15 protein-coding genes are annotated in these 17,104 nt (G+C 37.6%); 3 read left to right on the top strand and 12 right to left on the bottom strand.

Annotated elements, in window-relative coordinates:
* Positions 1-35: 35 nt before the first annotated feature.
* Positions 36-1,037: an NAD(P)H-dependent glycerol-3-phosphate dehydrogenase gene (locus tag Q0983_RS07150; RefSeq protein ID WP_299550696.1), complete on the bottom strand. Its 1,002-nt coding sequence runs from the start codon at positions 1,035-1,037 to the stop codon at positions 36-38.
* 133 nt (positions 1,038-1,170) lie between these two features.
* Between Q0983_RS07150 and Q0983_RS07145 the strand changes: the two genes are divergently transcribed.
* Positions 1,171-2,109: a nicotinic acid mononucleotide adenyltransferase gene (locus Q0983_RS07145; protein ID WP_299550695.1), complete on the top strand. Its 939-nt coding sequence runs from the start codon at positions 1,171-1,173 to the stop codon at positions 2,107-2,109.
* Positions 2,110-2,253: 144 nt separating this feature from the next.
* Here Q0983_RS07145 and Q0983_RS07140 read toward each other — a convergent pair whose 3' ends face one another.
* From Q0983_RS07140 to Q0983_RS07120, 5 genes are all read right to left on the bottom strand, one after another.
* The gene (locus Q0983_RS07140) at positions 2,254-2,616 is read right to left on the bottom strand and encodes a methylglyoxal synthase (RefSeq protein ID WP_299550693.1); all 363 of its coding nucleotides are present in this window, start codon (positions 2,614-2,616) and stop codon (positions 2,254-2,256) included.
* An 81-nt stretch (positions 2,617-2,697) separates the two neighbouring features.
* Positions 2,698-3,747 carry a hypothetical protein gene (locus tag Q0983_RS07135; RefSeq protein ID WP_299550691.1) on the bottom strand — a complete coding sequence of 350 codons (1,050 nt, stop codon included), beginning with the start codon at positions 3,745-3,747 and terminating at the stop codon, positions 2,698-2,700.
* A 61-nt stretch (positions 3,748-3,808) separates the two neighbouring features.
* Entirely contained in the window at positions 3,809-4,387 is a 579-nt protein-coding gene (gene nadD, locus Q0983_RS07130; RefSeq protein ID WP_299550689.1) for a nicotinate (nicotinamide) nucleotide adenylyltransferase, read from the bottom strand.
* A gap of 7 nt (positions 4,388-4,394) precedes the next feature.
* A complete protein-coding gene (gene gmk / locus Q0983_RS07125) occupies positions 4,395-4,982 on the bottom strand; it encodes a guanylate kinase (protein ID WP_299550687.1) in 588 nt (195 codons plus the stop codon).
* 57 nt (positions 4,983-5,039) lie between these two features.
* Positions 5,040-5,897 carry a YicC/YloC family endoribonuclease gene (locus tag Q0983_RS07120; RefSeq protein ID WP_299550685.1) on the bottom strand — a complete coding sequence of 286 codons (858 nt, stop codon included), beginning with the start codon at positions 5,895-5,897 and terminating at the stop codon, positions 5,040-5,042.
* 301 nt (positions 5,898-6,198) lie between these two features.
* On the opposite strand from Q0983_RS07120, the gene Q0983_RS07115 reads away from it, so the two are divergent.
* Together Q0983_RS07115 and Q0983_RS07110 are read left to right on the top strand one after the other, a co-directional pair.
* Positions 6,199-7,224: a LacI family DNA-binding transcriptional regulator gene (locus tag Q0983_RS07115; protein WP_366141002.1), complete on the top strand. Its 1,026-nt coding sequence runs from the start codon at positions 6,199-6,201 to the stop codon at positions 7,222-7,224.
* A gap of 33 nt (positions 7,225-7,257) precedes the next feature.
* Positions 7,258-8,154 (top strand): hypothetical protein, encoded by an 897-nt coding sequence (locus Q0983_RS07110; protein WP_299550683.1) that lies wholly within the window; start codon positions 7,258-7,260, stop codon positions 8,152-8,154.
* Positions 8,155-8,357: 203 nt separating this feature from the next.
* Here Q0983_RS07110 and Q0983_RS07105 read toward each other — a convergent pair whose 3' ends face one another.
* The 6 genes from Q0983_RS07105 to Q0983_RS07080 form a co-directional block, all read right to left on the bottom strand.
* The gene (locus tag Q0983_RS07105; protein ID WP_299550681.1) at positions 8,358-10,010 is read right to left on the bottom strand and encodes a sodium:solute symporter; all 1,653 of its coding nucleotides are present in this window, start codon (positions 10,008-10,010) and stop codon (positions 8,358-8,360) included.
* A 6-nt stretch (positions 10,011-10,016) separates the two neighbouring features.
* Positions 10,017-11,324: a xylose isomerase gene (xylA, locus tag Q0983_RS07100; RefSeq protein WP_299550679.1), complete on the bottom strand. Its 1,308-nt coding sequence runs from the start codon at positions 11,322-11,324 to the stop codon at positions 10,017-10,019.
* A gap of 13 nt (positions 11,325-11,337) precedes the next feature.
* Positions 11,338-12,822 (bottom strand): FGGY family carbohydrate kinase, encoded by a 1,485-nt coding sequence (locus Q0983_RS07095; protein ID WP_299550677.1) that lies wholly within the window; start codon positions 12,820-12,822, stop codon positions 11,338-11,340.
* A 332-nt stretch (positions 12,823-13,154) separates the two neighbouring features.
* Positions 13,155-13,670 (bottom strand): hypothetical protein, encoded by a 516-nt coding sequence (locus Q0983_RS07090; RefSeq protein ID WP_299550675.1) that lies wholly within the window; start codon positions 13,668-13,670, stop codon positions 13,155-13,157.
* Positions 13,660-14,871 (bottom strand): hypothetical protein, encoded by a 1,212-nt coding sequence (locus Q0983_RS07085; protein ID WP_299550673.1) that lies wholly within the window; start codon positions 14,869-14,871, stop codon positions 13,660-13,662. The genes Q0983_RS07090 and Q0983_RS07085 overlap by 11 nt, the downstream gene beginning before the upstream one ends.
* Positions 14,871-17,078, bottom strand: a complete 2,208-nt coding sequence (locus tag Q0983_RS07080; RefSeq protein WP_299550671.1) for a general secretion pathway protein GspD — start codon at positions 17,076-17,078, stop codon at positions 14,871-14,873. Before Q0983_RS07080 ends, Q0983_RS07085 begins: the two co-directional genes overlap by 1 nt.
* Positions 17,079-17,104 lie beyond the last annotated feature (26 nt).

Below are 17,104 nucleotides of genomic sequence, written 5' to 3'. Positions count from 1 at the left end.
GAATTATTATAGCCTAATATTCCTTTTCAGTAATGCTAATTCAACTTTTCAGTTAATCGTTTAAAAACCTTTTTAGGGTTTTTACCTTCGTACAATATTTCATAAACAGCATTAATAATAGGAATGCGGGTTCTTTTATTGTTACGTACATAGAGCAGGTGGGCACTTTTAGTCGCATAATAACCTTCCGCGACCATATTCATTTCCATTTGTGCTGATTTCACGGTATAACCTTTACCAATCATATTGCCGAACATCCTGTTTCTTGAAAATGTAGAATAACCGGTAACCAATAAATCACCTAAATAAGCGGAATTATTAATATTTCGTTTCATTTTATGCCTTTTCTTAATGAAACGGTTCATTTCTCTGATGGAGTTGCTCATTAACACACTTTGGAAATTATCACCATAACCTAAGCCATGTGCTATTCCCGCAGCTATAGCATAAATGTTTTTCAGCATGACAGCGTATTCAACGCCTATGACATCATCGCTAATTTTCGTATTGATATAATTTGATGCTAAACTTTTTGCAATGTATTTGGCCCTGTTGGCATCAGAACAAGAAATGGTAAGATATGACAACCGTTCCAATGCAACCTCTTCAGCATGGCAAGGGCCTGCTATAACGGCGATATTCTCATAAGGAACCTTATAAAATTCATGAAAATGTTCCCCGACCAACAACCCCGATTCCGGCATAATCCCTTTAACAGCAGACACTATTGTTTTTTGAGAAATATCTACAGTCAGTTTTTCCAATTCACTATGAATGAAAGCTGATGGAATTACAAAAAATAAAACATCAGCCCAATCGGCAATCTCGTTTATATCATTACTTAGCTTTAATTGCTCTAAATGAAATTCAACCGAACTTAAATAATTTGGATTGTGCTGTTCTTTTAAAAGGTGTTCTTTGGTATAAACACTGCGCATATACCAACCCACTTCATCAAGATTTTCACAAAGCATTTTTACAATGGCTGTTGCCCAGCTTCCACCGCCAAAAACAGCATATTTTAAAGGCTTTTCCATAAAAAGTGTGTCTTTTTTGCGGTTCAAAAGTACATAAAAATATTAAAGCCATTTAGTTGCTTAATCTAATAATAACAATTTTTTGGCACGCGTTTTGAATTCCAGAAAGTATAAACCCTAAAACGAGAACAATATGAAGACTATAAAATTACTTTTCGCATTTGCATTAACGGCAACATTATTTACATCATGTTATACTGAAGTGCGTGTTGATGATTTTGATGAGCCCGCAATTTCTTTAAATCAGTTGTTGAGTTCCTATGAATTGTGGTATGTTGATATTAATGCCACAAAAGGTTTCGGCGAAACGCCTTTTTTACAAAAAGCATTTACTGTTTCTTTTAGAGGCGGTGTGGTCTATGCCAATAATAATATAGTTGGATTAGGAAATAATGGGAACGGGTTTGGCATTGATGTAGGTGAGTACGATGCATACGATATGATTTTAGATGTACATCATGATATTGACGGGTTTTCAACCTTCGATATTTATCAGATAGACGGGAATACCATTGAACTTTACAACCCCAATAACGATACCTCTTACTTTTTAGACGGTTATCAACGCAGTAATTTTGATTACGATTTTGTGTTCTATGATAATATTCACTATTTCCTGCAGGAATATGAAGCCTGGGAAAAAGTATATACCAGTGAGTTTGGGGCTATCAACGAATTTGATAACGAAAACTTTTTACAGTTTTTGCCCGGCGGCAATGATTCTACGTTCCAAAGTTCTCAGGATGATATCGGAACCAATGTAAATAATCTTATTTGGGATTACACAGGCGTTTATGGTGTAGGAGATGTTACCAACGATATGTATCTAAAAACTTTAACATTAGATTATGATTTCTTTGACAATGAATTCTTTGAATTGACCGTTATAGATGACGGAACCATAGAGTTGTACCATCCTACATCTGAAACCGTATACGAATTTAAAGGAAGGGGGTATATTCAATATTTGAAAATTACAGATGCCAAAGGAAAAACAACAACTGTTGAAAAGAAACGTAAGTTTAAAAAAGAAAAGAAAGACAACCCTAGAGAAAATACAAGAAACAAGTAGGATGAGATCCTGCGCTACAGCATAACAAAATTTTGGTTGGTTATTTAGTTTAGAAACCGTTTAAAGTAACTTCTCTTTAGGCGGTTTCTTTTTTTAGATCCGGCATTAAGCTAATCCAGTTGAAATTTCTACAAAGTCAAATGGTCAGAGTGCTCTAACAAGTAATTCAGCAGTGGCAGGGTTCGTTGCCAGTGGCACATCATGCACATCACATAATCGCATTAGCATAATAACATCCGGCTCATGAGGGTGCTTTTCCAAAGGATCTCTAAAAAAGATGACCATGTTGCATTTACCTTCGGCAACTCTGGCAGCAATTTGAGCGTCACCACCCAGAGGTCCGGATAGCATTTTAGTAACCTCTATACCCGCCTTTTCAACCTTACCTCCTGTGGTACCGGTAGATATGATATCGATTTTCTTTTCCTGAAGTTTTTCTTTGTGTTGATTTAAAAACTGAACCATTTCAGCCTTTTTACCATCATGGGCAATTATAGCTATTTCCATTTTATTTAGATATAAGAATATGAAACGAAGTTAACGTAATTTAAAACCTAAACCGCCTTGGGTATGGTTAAATTTTTGTGATTAATGCTTCGGAGCTCTTGCCAACCCGGAAACGCAATGCCCTTTATTCCAATCGGGGCCATTTAATCCGGCATACAACATATAATAATAGTCACCCATTTCGAAGACTTGTGGGGTTAACAAGCCATCAGAATCCCAGGCATTTTCATCTTCAGCCACTGTTAGAATGGGGTTATACGGATTGGGTTCAAAGGTTTTAAAATCTTTAGTTCGTACATGGCCTATTTGAAATATGCCCTCTTTATCCCTGCCTCCGTAAAATATGTGAAAATATTCAGGGCCTTTTAAGATTTCAGCTTCTCTAACGCCATAAGCATCCCAGGCTTTCCCACTACCTTTAAAAACAGGGTTATCAGGGTTTTTTGTAACCTTTTTAGGGTCGTTCAATGGGGCTGTTGCAAGACAAACTGCAGGATTGTGGTCGTAACTAATCAGGCTGGTATAAATGATATGAATGGTGTCTTTTACAATAGCTACAGCCGTATGGCCGGCCACAATTTTTTCATGTTCAAATTCGGAATAGATGACCGGATGATCTACAACACGTTTCCAATCACCCATGTCACCATCACTTACCAAAAGGCCGGTTTGTTTAGGCGACATGGTTCCCGGGATGTTTTCTTTAACCAGATAGTACATATAGAATTTTTTATCCAAAGGATTATAAAACGGACAAGGGTATTCAATGGATTTACTATCCATGCCTGTTTCCGGAGGTGATAATATAGGGTTTCTGCTATCATGAACAACCCGTTCCGGATTTTCAACCGGAGCGTAACTATGCCTTAAATCCCAAAACTTGTGTTCATCACGTTTGCTCCAAAAATAATGAATGGTGTCTTTAACAATCAAAGTATGGGCTGCTGCTGCCCATTCCGGTGGATCAACTGTAATCAAAGGGCTTGCGCCTTCCACACGTTCAAATTTTGCAAAGACTTCAAATGGAATACTGTTGTCAATCTGCTTTTTTTGTTCCGCTTTTTTATTGCATGACGCTATTAGGATCAGTAAAGAAAATACGGATAGCGGGAAGAAGTAATTGGTTTTCATTTAAAACGATGAAATTAATTGTCTGCTCTGTTTTTTCCCTAGTAAGGTACTGAAAAAAGAGTTACTTATAAAAATTCATTTCGTCCAGATACTCCCAAACATGTTGTGGCAACATGGGCTGCACATTTTTACCTTCTTTAATGGATTTTCTAATGAACGTTGAGGAGATTTCCATAACCGGAGCATCAATAAAATGCACCTTTTCGTGGTCATCAAATTTGGTTTCTACGGTTTGCTTCGGAATTCTGGGGTAGACGTAGATGTGATAATTTTCAAGAATTACATCAGCGTTTTTCCACTTGTGAAAATGCTTTAAATTATCCTCCCCCATGATCAGACAAAATTCATGCTCCGGATATTTTTCTTCTAAATGAGCCAGTGTGTTAATGGTATAATTAGGCTGTGGCAGTTTAAATTCAATGTCGCTTGGTTTTAATTTGGGATACTCTTTGGTGGCTCTGTAAACCATTTCCAAACGCTGGTAATTATCCAGTAACGTGCTTTTCTTTTTAAAAGGATTATGAGGCGTTACTACAAACCAAACCTGGGACAGGTCACTATACTCCGCAATATGATTTGCAATAACTAAATGCCCAACGTGAATGGGGTTAAAAGATCCAAAATATAAACCAACCTTCATTATTACGTTACGAGTTTACAAAATCGTTGACTAAAACTTCAGCTTCGTTAAGGGCGTTTTCCAAACTATCATTTACAACAATTTTATCAAACAAAGGCGCTGTTGCCAATTCGGCTGAAGCCTTTGCAACACGCATGCTTATCTTTTCGTCGCTTTCAGTTTGTCGTTGTTTTAATCTGATTTTCAGCTCATCAATACTTGGTGGCTTTACAAAAACAGCTAAGGTTTGCTCAGGGAATTTACGTTTTATTCTGAGCCCGCCGGAAACATCAATATCAAAAATCACATGTTTACCCATGGCCCATATGCGCTCTACTTCGGTTTTTAAAGTCCCGTAAAAATTATCTCTGTAAACTTCTTCCCACTCTAAAAATTCCTCGTTCTTTATTTTGCTTTTAAAGGCTTTGGTTGAAAGGAAATAGTAGTCTTTACCGTCCACTTCATTACCTCTTTTATCCCTGGAAGTAGCCGAAATAGAAAACTCTAAATTCAAGGCTTCAATGCCTAATAAATGCCTTACTATGGTTGTTTTACCGGAGCCTGATGGTGCCGAAAACACTATTAATTTACCTTGTTTTTTATCTTTTTTCGTCACAAATACACGACAATTTTATTATTTACTTGAGAACTGTTTACTGCAACGGAGACCGTGCTAAAGCACATTCAGCAGCTGTTCCTTAATTTTTTCAAGTTCGTCTTTCATTTGTACCACCAATTGCTGCATGGGTGCGTAGTTACTTTTAGAACCAATTGTATTTATTTCTCGGCCTATTTCCTGCCCGATAAACCCTAATTTTTTACCGTTGGAGTCTTTGGAATTCAAAGTCTCGATAAAATAATTCAAATGGTTTTTTAGACGCACTTTTTCTTCGGTGATGTCAAACTTTTCTATGTAATACACCAGCTCCTGTTCAAAGCGGTTTTCATCGTATTTTTCCTTTAATTCTTCAACACCTCTAAGCAAGCGTTCCCGAACGGCTTCAATACGATCAGGATCCATTTTAATGACCTGATCCAGTAAAACGTCAATGTTTGCGATGCGTTTTATAAAGTCGGTTTCAAGTGCTTTGCCTTCATCTTTTCTATAGGTGTTCAAAGCAGTGACCGTATTATTTATTTCGGTTTCAATAGCGTTCCATTCAGCTTCATCAATTTCTTCTCTTATCGTATTTAAAGCATCCGGAAATCTTACGGCCATTTTCAACAATTCAACGTCATCACCATCCACCACCTCTTTTAATTGCTTGATATACTGATTTACAACCGGTTTGTTTATTTGAGACGAGGTGTCATCGGCCGTGGCTTCAACATAAATGGAAAAATCTATTTTACCGCGTACCAGTGAATCGGCAAGTAATTTTCTGATGGCCAGTTCCTTTTCCCTGTAAATGGTTGGCATTCTTGCGTTTAAATCAAGGTTTTTGCTGTTGAGAGACTTTAGCTCTATGGTGATTTTTTTAGTAGGCAATTGCAATACAGATTTTCCGTAACCTGTCATTGAATATATCATAAACTTGTGTATTAAGTTTACAAAGGTAAATAAAAGAATTTCTTAAAACTAACCACTCTGGCAAGCGCAAGCTAAAAGATGTATATTATGAGATACATTATTTTCGGAGGTTATAAATCAAAATGCTTTTATTTTAGATTCCCGCCTTGGCGGGAATGACAATTTAATTCGAGAACCTCAACGCAACTCGTTGCGGAGTTCTTTTTCGATTAAAACCAAAAAGGATAGAAAATAACTAGCCTAAGGAAAAGAATACTTTATTAGGCTTAATTAATTAAATTAGCAATTAGTTACTTTTTTGATGATGAAAAAACGGATTACTCTAAAACATATTGCCAATGAGTTTGATGTGTCTATTGCCACGGTATCAAAAGCGTTGAGTGATAGCTATGAGATTAGTGTGAAAACCAAGGAAAAGATTCAACAGTACGCCAAAGCACATAACTACCAGCCCAATAGTGTGGCGTTGAGTTTACTGAATAAGAAGACCAAAACCATTGGTGTGATCATCCCGAACATTATGAATAACTTTTTTGCCAAGGTGTTTGTGGGAATTGAAGAACGGGCTACAGAAAAAGGCTATAGTTTGATTTCCTGTATTTCTAACGAATCGCATGAAAAAGAACTTAAGACCATGGAACTTTTAAAGAATGGCACACTGGATGGTTTTATTTTATCCTTAGCTGAAGAAACGCAAGCGAAAGAGGAATATCAACATCTTAAAAACGCTATTAACGAAGGGGTTCCTATGGTGATGTTTGACCGCGTAACAGATGCTATTGATTGTGATAAGGTAATTGTGGATGATTTTGAAGGGGCACGTCATGCCACCAATCATCTTATTAAAACTGGGTGTAAACGTATAGCTCTGATCTCGGTGATTGATAATTTAAGCGTTGGAAAACTTCGGGCTAAAGGATATGAACAGGCCCTGTCTGAAAATCAAATTGATATAGACAACAAGCTTATTGTAAAAATAGGTAAACGCGAAGATTTTGAAACCGCCATGAAGATCGTGCTGGCAGATAAATCTATTGACGGTTTATTGTGTTTAGAGGAGAGTTCTGCGGTACAATCGCTTGAAATTGTTAAACGTATGGGTTATAACATTCCTGAAGAACTATCTATTATTTGTTTTACCAATGGCCCGCTTCCACAATACGTATCGCCTAAGATCACCACTATAAGCCAACATGGTAAATACATTGGTGAAATGGCAGCCAATATGCTTATGGAACGCCTTGAAGGTAACTCAGATACACCATTCCAAACTAAGGTGATCAAGACCAGTCTGATTGAACGGGAGAGTACGAAGAGAAGTGTTTAATTTTTTGGTTTTGTACTAAAGCTCGAATACAGAATGAAACTATCCGGGAATAACTTCATAAAAGCAAGGGACTTTATATTGACAAATGCGAGAATGATAGAAAGGCGTTTGTTTCAACTTCATTTTGAAAATGAAGGTGCCGAAGGCGTTTTTCATGCAGTTTATGCTTATCGAAATTCTGACGGTGGTTTTGGACATGGTATGGAGCCCGATACGGCATCCCCGGAAAGCCAGCCACTCTTTAGTATTATGGCTCTAGAGACTTTAGATGAAATAGGTTACCTAAATGCAGATTTGATACAAAAAGACTTCATGCCATACTTTGAAAGTATCACTACAGAAGCAGGAGGGATTCCATGGATGTTCAAACCCAAAAGTACTTACCCCTGTGAAGCACACTTTAAAACGGTTAAAGAGTGGGCCGCTTTGAGTACTACGGCCCCTTTATTGGGAATTTTGGAAAAGCATGGAGTGGATATTCCCTGGATGAAGAAAGCAGAACAATTTGTTTGGAAAGAGTTTGAGCGGATTAAAGAAAAACACATCTTCTGTTATCTGTGCGTACCAAGATGGCTCATGTTTTTGAAATACACTAAAAATAAGATTAAAGCGGAAAAAACAATTAACGATTTGCAGAACTGGATAATGGCGGATGGCGTACTTTGCAAAGACAAATCGGACGCTAATTGGGGGCTTTACGGAAAACCTCATAGCTTAAATTATGCACCTTCACCCGGGAGCATTCTATATCCTATATTTTCCAAAGACATGATTAATTCAGACATAAAAGAATTGATTAACCGACAAAAGAATGATGGGAGATGGGATACCTGGTATGGTATTAGTGAAGGGACAAAACTGGAGTGGGCTGGCATCCAAACCTTGTGGGCACTAAAGACCTTGAAAAATTATAACAGCATTGAAAAATAACTATAAGGACTACACTATAACCCAATGACGAGAGCCGTTACGTGAATCCACTGGGAATCGCTTTAACGGAATGGGAATAACTTAAAATTCGTAATTGGTCGTTATTCGGGACTGTCACTCAATATTTAGGAAATTATACTAATAAAAAAGGCCTGACAGATACTTCTGTCAGGCCTTTTGAATATTATATAACTATTATTTTATCACCCTGTAAAATAGCTTAGTACGCCAATTACCAAAATGACTAATATTACGGACAGTACAATGTCGATGGTATCATAACTGCCTTTGTTCTCTTGTTTTTGTTCATCGGTAAGAGTTCCAAAGGACAGTCCGATAATCGTTTTATAATCCGGAGCCGTAGTTGCTAAACTTACAGACACACAAAGTATCACCGAGAATATGAACATAAAGATAGCCATATGTGCGAAGTTAATGGTAGCGAATCCATACAACAGACCATCCACAGCGTCTCCGGCACTAATTTGTGGCTGATAATATATCTCGGAACTTAAACGTAGCACCAATAAAAATAATCCGGCTAACAGGGTTGTAATAGCTGCTTTGGCATTAACGCGTTTCCAGATAATACCCAAAAGGAATACAGCTGTTACCGGAGGTGCAATATAGGATTGTACATTTTGAAGGTACTGATACATAACCCCACCGCCAATTTTTTCCATAATAGGGATCCAGATAATACCTAACACCACGATAAAACTGGTAGCTACTTTACCGATGTTTAATAGTTGCTTTTCAGATTTTTCAGGTTTTAATTTCTTGTAAATATCAATAGTAAAAATAGTAGAACAGGAGTTAAACACCGATGCTAATGAACTCATCAGGGCCGCCATTAATCCACCGGCAACTAAACCTTTCAACCCAACAGGCAATAAAGTTTTTACCAACATGGGGAAGGCCCTATCGGCTTTTGCTACTGAAAACACTTCCGGGTTTTGAAGGGATAAGGCAAAAGCTATAATACCCGGAACCAGAAAAATCAATATGGGTAAAAGCTTTAAGTAAGCTCCAAAGATGGCACCGCGCCTACCAATTTTAATGTTGTTAGCAGCAAGGGTTCGTTGTACAATATATTGATCCGTACACCAATACCAGATCCCAACAATGGTACCACCAATCAATAAGCCGGTCCATGGGAATTGTGGATCGCTCATAGGGCGCCACATATTAAAATGGTCCGGACTTACAGCCGTTACGGTATCACGTAATTGACCCCAGCCGCCTACTTCCTGTAACCCTAAATAGGTGATGATCACAGAACCTAATATTAAAATGATAGTCTGTAAAGTTTCGGTATAGATCACCGCTTTCATACCACCAATAACGGTGTAGATCCCGGTAAATATAACAATGCCAATGGCTCCGTACCAGAATGGAATTCCTAATAATTCAGAAACCACAATACCGCCGGCATAAATGGTTACCGATACTTTGGTCAGTACATAAGCGACTAATGAGAAAACCGATAAGAACCAACGTGAGCGCGAATCAAAACGTTTTTCCAGGAATTCGGGCATGGTAAAAGCGCCACTTCTGATATAGAATGGCAAAAACAACCACCCAAGTAATAACACTATCCAGGCATGTAATTCATAATGCGCCATGGGGGTCCCCGATTCAAAACCGGTACCCGCAAGGCCCACCACATGCTCTGATCCAATATTAGAAGCAAAGATAGAGGCTCCAATCACGAACCAACCTACATTCCTTCCTGCTAAAAAATAATCTTCGGTGTTTTTATTCTTTTGAAGTACTACCCAGACTGCTACCGCAACCAGGGCTAAAAAGTAGATGCCTAAAACTACCCAGTCTAAACCTTCTAATACTGAACTCATGATCTATTAAATGTATTGGTTGATAATATTTTCAAACAATTCCTGCTTACCGCTTTGCAATTCCAATTCGCCATTATCCTGTGCAATGTCGTAAAGTGCTTTCAGGTCAAGCTTTCCATCTTCAAAATCTTTCCCTTTTCCTGAATCGAAAGAACTGTATCTTTTTTGTCTCAGGCTATCGTATTGTGAAGACGTTATAATTTTATCAGCTGTAATTAATGCTCGGGCAAAAGTATCTGCACCACCAATATGCGCTAAGAAAACATCTTCTAAGTCGGTAGAATTTCTTCTGATCTTAGCATCAAAATTAATACCGCCGCCTTGTAAACCACCGGCTTTAAGAAATACCAACATAGCTTCGGTAGTTTCCTGGATATTATTTGGGAACTGGTCTGTATCCCAGCCGTTTTGATAATCCCCTCTGTTGGCATCAATACTCCCCAGCATACCCGCTTTTGCAGCCACAGCCAATTCGTGTTGCATGGTGTGCTGCGCTAATGTGGCGTGATTCACCTCAATGTTCATTTTAAAATCTTTATCCAGGCCATATTCTTTTAAGAATCCAATAGCTGTAGCCGAATCAAAATCGTATTGATGTTTCATAGGCTCCATTGGCTTCGGCTCAATAAAGAAAGTGCCTTCAAAGCCCTGGCTTCTGGCATAATCTCTGGCCATGGTTAAAAACCGGGCCATATGATCTAATTCTCTGCCTAAATCAGTATTCAGCAAAGACATATAGCCTTCACGTCCACCCCAGAACACATAATTTTCACCACCTAAAGCAATGGTAGCATCTAAAGCTAATTTTACCTGTCCACCGGCTCTTGCCACCACATTAAAATCCGGATTGGTAGCAGCCCCGTTCATATATCTTGGGTTTGAAAAACAGTTAGCGGTTCCCCAAAGCAATTTTTTACTATAAGCACTTTGCTTTTCCTTTAGATAATCCACAATAGTGGCCAATCGTTGCTCTGATTCAGCAAAAGTTGGTGCTTCCTGAACCAAATCATAATCATGGAAACAGTAGTAATCAAATCCCATTTTATCAATGAATTCAAACGCCGCATCGGCTTTGTCTTTTGCCGCCTGAATAGGGTCTGAAGCCTGATCCCAGGCAAAGTTTTGAGTGCCCGGTCCAAACGGATCTGAACCTTGTCCGCAGAAGGTGTGCCAGTAAGCAATGGCAAATTTAAAATGCTCGCGCATGGTTTTTCCGGCTACAACCTGCTCGGGGTTGTACCATTTAAAAGCTAACGGATTGTCAGAATCGCGTCCTTCGTATTGTATCTTATCTATACCTTTAAAATATTCCATAATGTTTAAAGTTTTATTTATTAGTTAGTATAATTTCCAGTTCTTTCTTCCAATTTAAATAAGCCTCCCGGTAAGGTTCTTTGTTTTTCAGAGGCATAAACGTCATGACATGATCGTTCTTAGTAATATTGGCCCCGAATTTCTCAAAATCACCATCGGTCAATCCTGCTGCTCTTGCAGCACCAACAGCACCGGTAGTGTTATAAATTTCAATTTCGTGACCAATAAGTGTTGCCACGGTATTTGAAAAGATCTCGGCCCGGAATAAATTATCATTTCCGGCTCTGATCACCTTTATTTCTGCATTGTCATTTTTTAGGATCTCCATGCCGTAAACAAAGGCAAAGGCAATACCCTCTAACGCAGCTCTGCACAAATGGGCGTTGCTATGAAGATTTAAATTGAAGTTTAAAAAGTGAGCTCCAATATTCTTACTGTTTAACATGCGTTCAGCACCATTTCCAAAAGGAATGATAGCTACACCATGAGACCCGATAGGGACTTCAGCCGCTTTATTATTCATGGCTTCATAAGAATCAATACCAATATTATCTTTTAACCACCGGTACATGATACCACAGCTGTTAATACATAGTAATTTTCCAACGGTTGTGTTTTCCGGTGTATAGTTTACATGAATAAAATGGTTGATCCTTGAAGATTCTTTAGACTTTAATGTATTGGTAACCGCATATACCACACCTGATGTGCCCCCGGTGGCGGCTACTTCCCCATGATTAAAAATATTTAGTGATAACGCATTATTTGGCTGATCGCCCGCTCTGTAGGTCACAGGAACACCTGCAGGAATTCCGGTTGCTTCAAAAGCTTTTTCATGGGTAACCCCCTGATCTGTAAAATTAGCTACAATGGTTGGGGTTAAATCTTTATCAATGCCATAATGATCTAACAATGATTCAGCTAAAGCATCCGCTTTGTAATCCCAAAGAATACCTTCGGATAAGCCATTTTTAGTCGTGGTAATCGCTCCTGTTAATTTATAAGCGATGTAATCTCCGGGTAACATATATTTATAAACCTGTTCATAAATGTCAGGTTCGTTATCCTTAACCCATTTTAATTTTGAAGCGGTAAAATTCCCTGGGGAATTGAGTAAGTGCTCAGCACAAAACTCTTCTCCCAGTTCTTGGTGAGCATTTTCACCAATGGCTACGGCACGACTGTCGCACCAAATGATAGAATTGCGCAACGGTTTCCCCTCTTTATCTACAATAACCAAACCATGCATTTGATACGAAATACCAATACCCGAAATTTTAGAGGCATCAACTCCGGTTTCAGTAAGAACACGTTTAATAGCTTTACAAACATAGGTCCACCAAAGTCCCGGATCCTGCTCAGCCCAATCATTTTGAAGAGCTAAAATCTCCATTTCGTTGGTAGGCTCGTTCAGGCTTAAAATATTTTCTCCGGATTCGGCATTTACAAGTGCTACCTTTACCGAAGAGCTTCCAATGTCTAGTCCTATATAATACACACCTTTTAGTTTTTTGAAACGTTGAACCAAATAAGATAAGGTTCAAAATGAAATAATTTCTGGTTTAAAAGTATTTATTTCTTGTTAATTTCTATATAAATGCCGAAGAATTAAAAACGAAGGCTTTCGTGTTAAAAGACTGGAAGTTCAATAGAAAATCAAAACTCTTTTCTCTAGAAATAGTAACAAATACTAAAGGTTTAGACGATTTTAAGTTTTTAAAAGAACAACTACCGGAATTTACTTAAACCTTTAAGTAACTTTTGGATAGTGTTTAGGTTTTGTTATCAGAAATTTTAATCAAACTGAAATATTTGCAGGTAAAGTCAGGTTTAATTACCAAAGTTCCTAAGCATAACATGGGCCTGTAAATAATACGTGTTGGTTCTAAAATTCTTTTTCTTTTCAAAATGCAGGCTAATAATCTCACCAAATCTGGTCTCTTGCTCCAGTTTATATATTAGTTTAATCATAGCATTGTAATTGCCTTCTAGTGAAAATTGGTAGGTGTTTATTTTTAGAGCATTTTGATTGATAACATGCGGTTCTGAAAATGAAACGACCTTAATGTTACTACTATCCGCAAATGTATTTATGGCCTTTAATAAATTGTTTTGTAAAGAACTTCCATTAATTTGGTGCTTAACCAGTATAGAATCGTAATATTTTTGTTTTTGTTTTAAAAGCGATAGTTGTTTAGGTGTACTTTCAAATAAAAGATCTTGCTTTTTTAAAGTCTTAAACTCTGTTTTTAAAGCTAAAGTTTTTGATAGGGCTAATTGATAGCATAAAACCAGAGCCAGAAAAAAACCGATGATTAATATGATATTTTTAGTTTTAGATTTCAATTATAAGATTTAGCTTTAGATTAAATGTTGACTCAGATACAGAAGCATCTTCATAACCCAGAATATCCACACCATGCACCCAGGTTAAACTTTCCAGACTGTTTATCCATTTTGAAAAGGATTCGCTATTGTTTGACACACCTGAGATCAAAATGATGTTGGTATTGGTTTCAACAGGTTTATCCTTTTTAATACGTTTTAAAAGGGGTTGATAGTTTAATTCGGACAATAATACCGATTCCGGCAAACTTTGAATAATGGCATTAACATAGAATGAGCTTTTCGAGGCATTACTCTTAAGCATATCATCTACCATTTTTTGAGATTTGCTGACTGCTTCGTTTAATTGAAGCAAATCCTGCTTTGAAACTTCATTAATTTGAGACGTCTGTTGTAGATCATTAACCTGATCAAAGTAATGATTGAAAACAAAAAAGTTTACTAACAAAATACTTAGGATCAATACTAATCCGGTTTTTAAGAACAGGTTATAGAATCTGGATTGGAAAAAAGTATCCTTAAGAGATAGTATAAGGTGTTCAAAGTTAGTTTGACTATTGTAAGTTCCAATAACGGTTTCTAAAGCTCCGGATAAAGATAATAGGTCGGTATTACTCGTTTGTAGCCCATTGATATCATATTCTGCAGTATCCATGGAGGCTCTCTTTTCTATAGACTTTATCAGGCCGTCCTCTATAAAAATATTGGAGTTAGAGGAACTAATTTGCCTGTTAGTTGTAAAGCCCGTAATGCCGGCAATGACATTATTTCCTAATGACACATTAATAATTTGAACACCGTAACCTTTAAACTTTGTTAAGAGTGCTTCCAAATATGATTTTCTGCAAATGGAAACAAAATGTTTTCCGTTTTGATCAATTATTTCATAATAAAAATCATCTATATTCAGGTTAGGGAAGGCATTGTAGACTCGATTGTTCTTATTTGAGTTGGTCTGATCTTCAACACATTTAGTAAGAACATTATCATTATTGATTACTAAAAAAATATGCTGATTTTTAGAAAGTTTTGAAGCTAAGCCCTCAATAGAAGTAACCCTGGAGATAGTATCAATATTTAGTGTTTTTTTTGCTCTTTTTAAAACGGTTACATATAACATATCCTGCTCATCTTTCAGGGTGTATTCAACCCCGCAAAAGCGATTGCCATATAGCAGATATGTTTTAAGAGTATCTAACATTAATAAATAACTGTAGGCTTTATAAGTACTGTTAATTTTGCTTTAGAGTCTGTACGTTTACGTTGGCTGAACAACCACTTTATAACAGGTACTCTGGCTAAGAAAGGCACTCCGGAACCGGAGTCGTTTTTTTCTTGTTCTTCCAATCCTCCTAAAACCACAATATCCTGGTCCCTGACACGAATGATGGATGTAAATTCCCTGGAACTTAGGTCCGGTGGTGCATCTTCTGCCACACGAGCCCCAAAACTGGATTGCACAACAAAAACATCCAGGGTGACTTCTCCATTACCCGAGACCATGGGTTTTATGGTTAATCCTAATTCGGCATCTATGGGCTCATAATTTGTGATCTCAGAGGTTTGAGGGTTATCCGTCCCGTAAATGTTGCGTTGGGTGACAGCATAGTATGAGGTTTGACCATTAGAAAACGTGGCTCTATGACCATTTAAAGTAGATAGTTTAGGTGTAGAACGAATTTTTAAGTTCCCGTTAGACTCCATAGCTTTAATAGTAGCAAAGAAATTCGGTACTACTTTACCTATGTTTACATGTCCAAAGCCATCAAAACCATGTAATACTTTGTTAATGGTTTTGGCGCCCAATGTTAAATCAGCCTTCGGGAAAATAGCACCTTTGGTTTCTACAGGAGCTTCACCAATCCCCCAGTTAACACCGGATTCTATAGTGGCATTCCTGCTTACTTCAATGAGCATGACTTCAATAAGTATTACAGGAACCGGTTTATCAATTTTTTTAACGAAGGTTTTAAAGCGTTCAATATTGGCGCCGGGGCCGGTAACATAAAAACTGTTGAGTTCAAAATCTATTTTGATATCCAGGTCTTTTGTGATTTCATCCGGGAGTACACTTATAAGGGCTTCGGCTTTATTGCCTGAATTGCTAAAACTGTTTCTGTTTACCGGATTAACCGAACTTCTGTTCAAACTATTATTTGAAATGGAATTACTATTATATCCGTTGTTATAGTTTCTGTTTAAAGACGCATTGTAGTTGTTGTAACTGCTATAACTGTTGTAACTGTTTTGGCTTCCATAAGTTCTGCCAACTGTTCTGTTTCTCATGGTACCACCTGCCGGGTCGGATAACAATTCTACGGAACGATATTGCAGATGGACAATTTCTACCGAACGTACGCTTAACTGATTTTCAGTACCAAAAAAATAGATATGGCCTTCCTTTTTAAACGTGAATTTGTTTGAAGAGGTTGCATTCTGATTTGTAGTGCTTCTGTCTCCGTTTTGATTAGCAATAGTTGCTGTTTTTGACTGAACTGCCTGGTGCTGGGACTCAAAGATCTTAGTTAGCAGGTCATCAAAGGAAATAGATTTGGTTTTAAAGGTCACATTGCCGGCTTTGTCAAGAGGGGATGCCGTGAAAATATCTATTTGAAGTTCATTACTAATGTCCTGAATGATACCTGAAATGGGCGCGTTATTAAAATCGACTTCCAATAGCTTTGACTCCAGGTCTAAAACCGTAAAGTTCAGGTTTGACCGTCGCCAGGAAGTACCGGTATTGGTATTGGCTCCTTTGGAAGGCGTATCATCTTCAAAGACATAAAAGTTGTCTTTTGTTTTTTCCACATACATGTGATTTGCCAAAGCCAATTTATCCAGGGCGGCATCAAATGGCATTTGTTTTATATAAGATGTGACCAACCGGTTTTCCATACCCGGAGTGAATACCAGGTTTTTACCCGATTCGTCCATAATACGCTTGAAAAGTTCATATAGTTTATCACCTTTAGCATCAATGGAAATGGTATTGTCAAGCGGGTGAAACGTAACAGGAATAATACGTTCTTCAGGGACTTCTTCAGGCGGGACATACTTTTTTACAGAAAGAATGTTTCCGGTAAAATCTATAGTTAAATCATACGCTTTACATAAGAAAACCAGCAGGTCACCTACCGTTACATTATTAAAATTATTTACGATGTTTATTTGGCTGAGTTCCGGGGCCAGGTTTAAATTAACCTGATGAATTTCAGATATGGCCAGTAAGAAACTGGTTAAGGAAATATTGTTCACATTAATTTCGGTTTTAACCTGTTCGGTTAAGCCGGCATTATCAATTGCTAAAGCCTCCAATTGATTTTTAATGGATTCAATACGGGCAGTGTCATCCTGAGAGAACCCCGATATGGAAATTAACAACAGTGTTATAAATAATAGTTTCTTCATTTCAATATAAATTAAGCCCCGGCCTT

This window comes from Seonamhaeicola sp. (assembly GCF_028281565.1).
In the GTDB taxonomy this organism is placed as follows: domain Bacteria; phylum Bacteroidota; class Bacteroidia; order Flavobacteriales; family Flavobacteriaceae; genus Seonamhaeicola.
Note: the sequence above shows the minus strand (reverse complement) of the source record. Positions and strands in the feature narration are given on the sequence as shown.

What these genes read in the sequence shown, in the direction of transcription:
- Q0983_RS07150 (WP_299550696.1), bottom strand. Translation starts at nt 1,037, where the DNA reads ATGGAAAAGCCTTTAAAATATGCTGTTTTTGGCGGTGGAAGCTGGGCA.
- xylA (WP_299550679.1), bottom strand. Translation starts at nt 11,324, where the DNA reads ATGGAATATTTTAAAGGTATAGATAAGATACAATACGAAGGACGCGAT.
- Q0983_RS07145 (WP_299550695.1), top strand. Translation starts at nt 1,171, where the DNA reads ATGAAGACTATAAAATTACTTTTCGCATTTGCATTAACGGCAACATTA.
- Q0983_RS07135 (WP_299550691.1), bottom strand. Translation starts at nt 3,747, where the DNA reads ATGAAAACCAATTACTTCTTCCCGCTATCCGTATTTTCTTTACTGATC.
- Q0983_RS07105 (WP_299550681.1), bottom strand. Translation starts at nt 10,010, where the DNA reads ATGAGTTCAGTATTAGAAGGTTTAGACTGGGTAGTTTTAGGCATCTAC.
- Q0983_RS07080 (WP_299550671.1), bottom strand. Translation starts at nt 17,078, where the DNA reads ATGAAGAAACTATTATTTATAACACTGTTGTTAATTTCCATATCGGGG.
- Q0983_RS07110 (WP_299550683.1), top strand. Translation starts at nt 7,258, where the DNA reads ATGAAACTATCCGGGAATAACTTCATAAAAGCAAGGGACTTTATATTG.
- nadD (WP_299550689.1), bottom strand. Translation starts at nt 4,387, where the DNA reads ATGAAGGTTGGTTTATATTTTGGATCTTTTAACCCCATTCACGTTGGG.
- Q0983_RS07115 (WP_366141002.1), top strand. Translation starts at nt 6,199, where the DNA reads ATGATGAAAAAACGGATTACTCTAAAACATATTGCCAATGAGTTTGAT.
- Q0983_RS07120 (WP_299550685.1), bottom strand. Translation starts at nt 5,897, where the DNA reads ATGATATATTCAATGACAGGTTACGGAAAATCTGTATTGCAATTGCCT.
- Q0983_RS07085 (WP_299550673.1), bottom strand. Translation starts at nt 14,871, where the DNA reads ATGTTAGATACTCTTAAAACATATCTGCTATATGGCAATCGCTTTTGC.
- Q0983_RS07140 (WP_299550693.1), bottom strand. Translation starts at nt 2,616, where the DNA reads ATGGAAATAGCTATAATTGCCCATGATGGTAAAAAGGCTGAAATGGTT.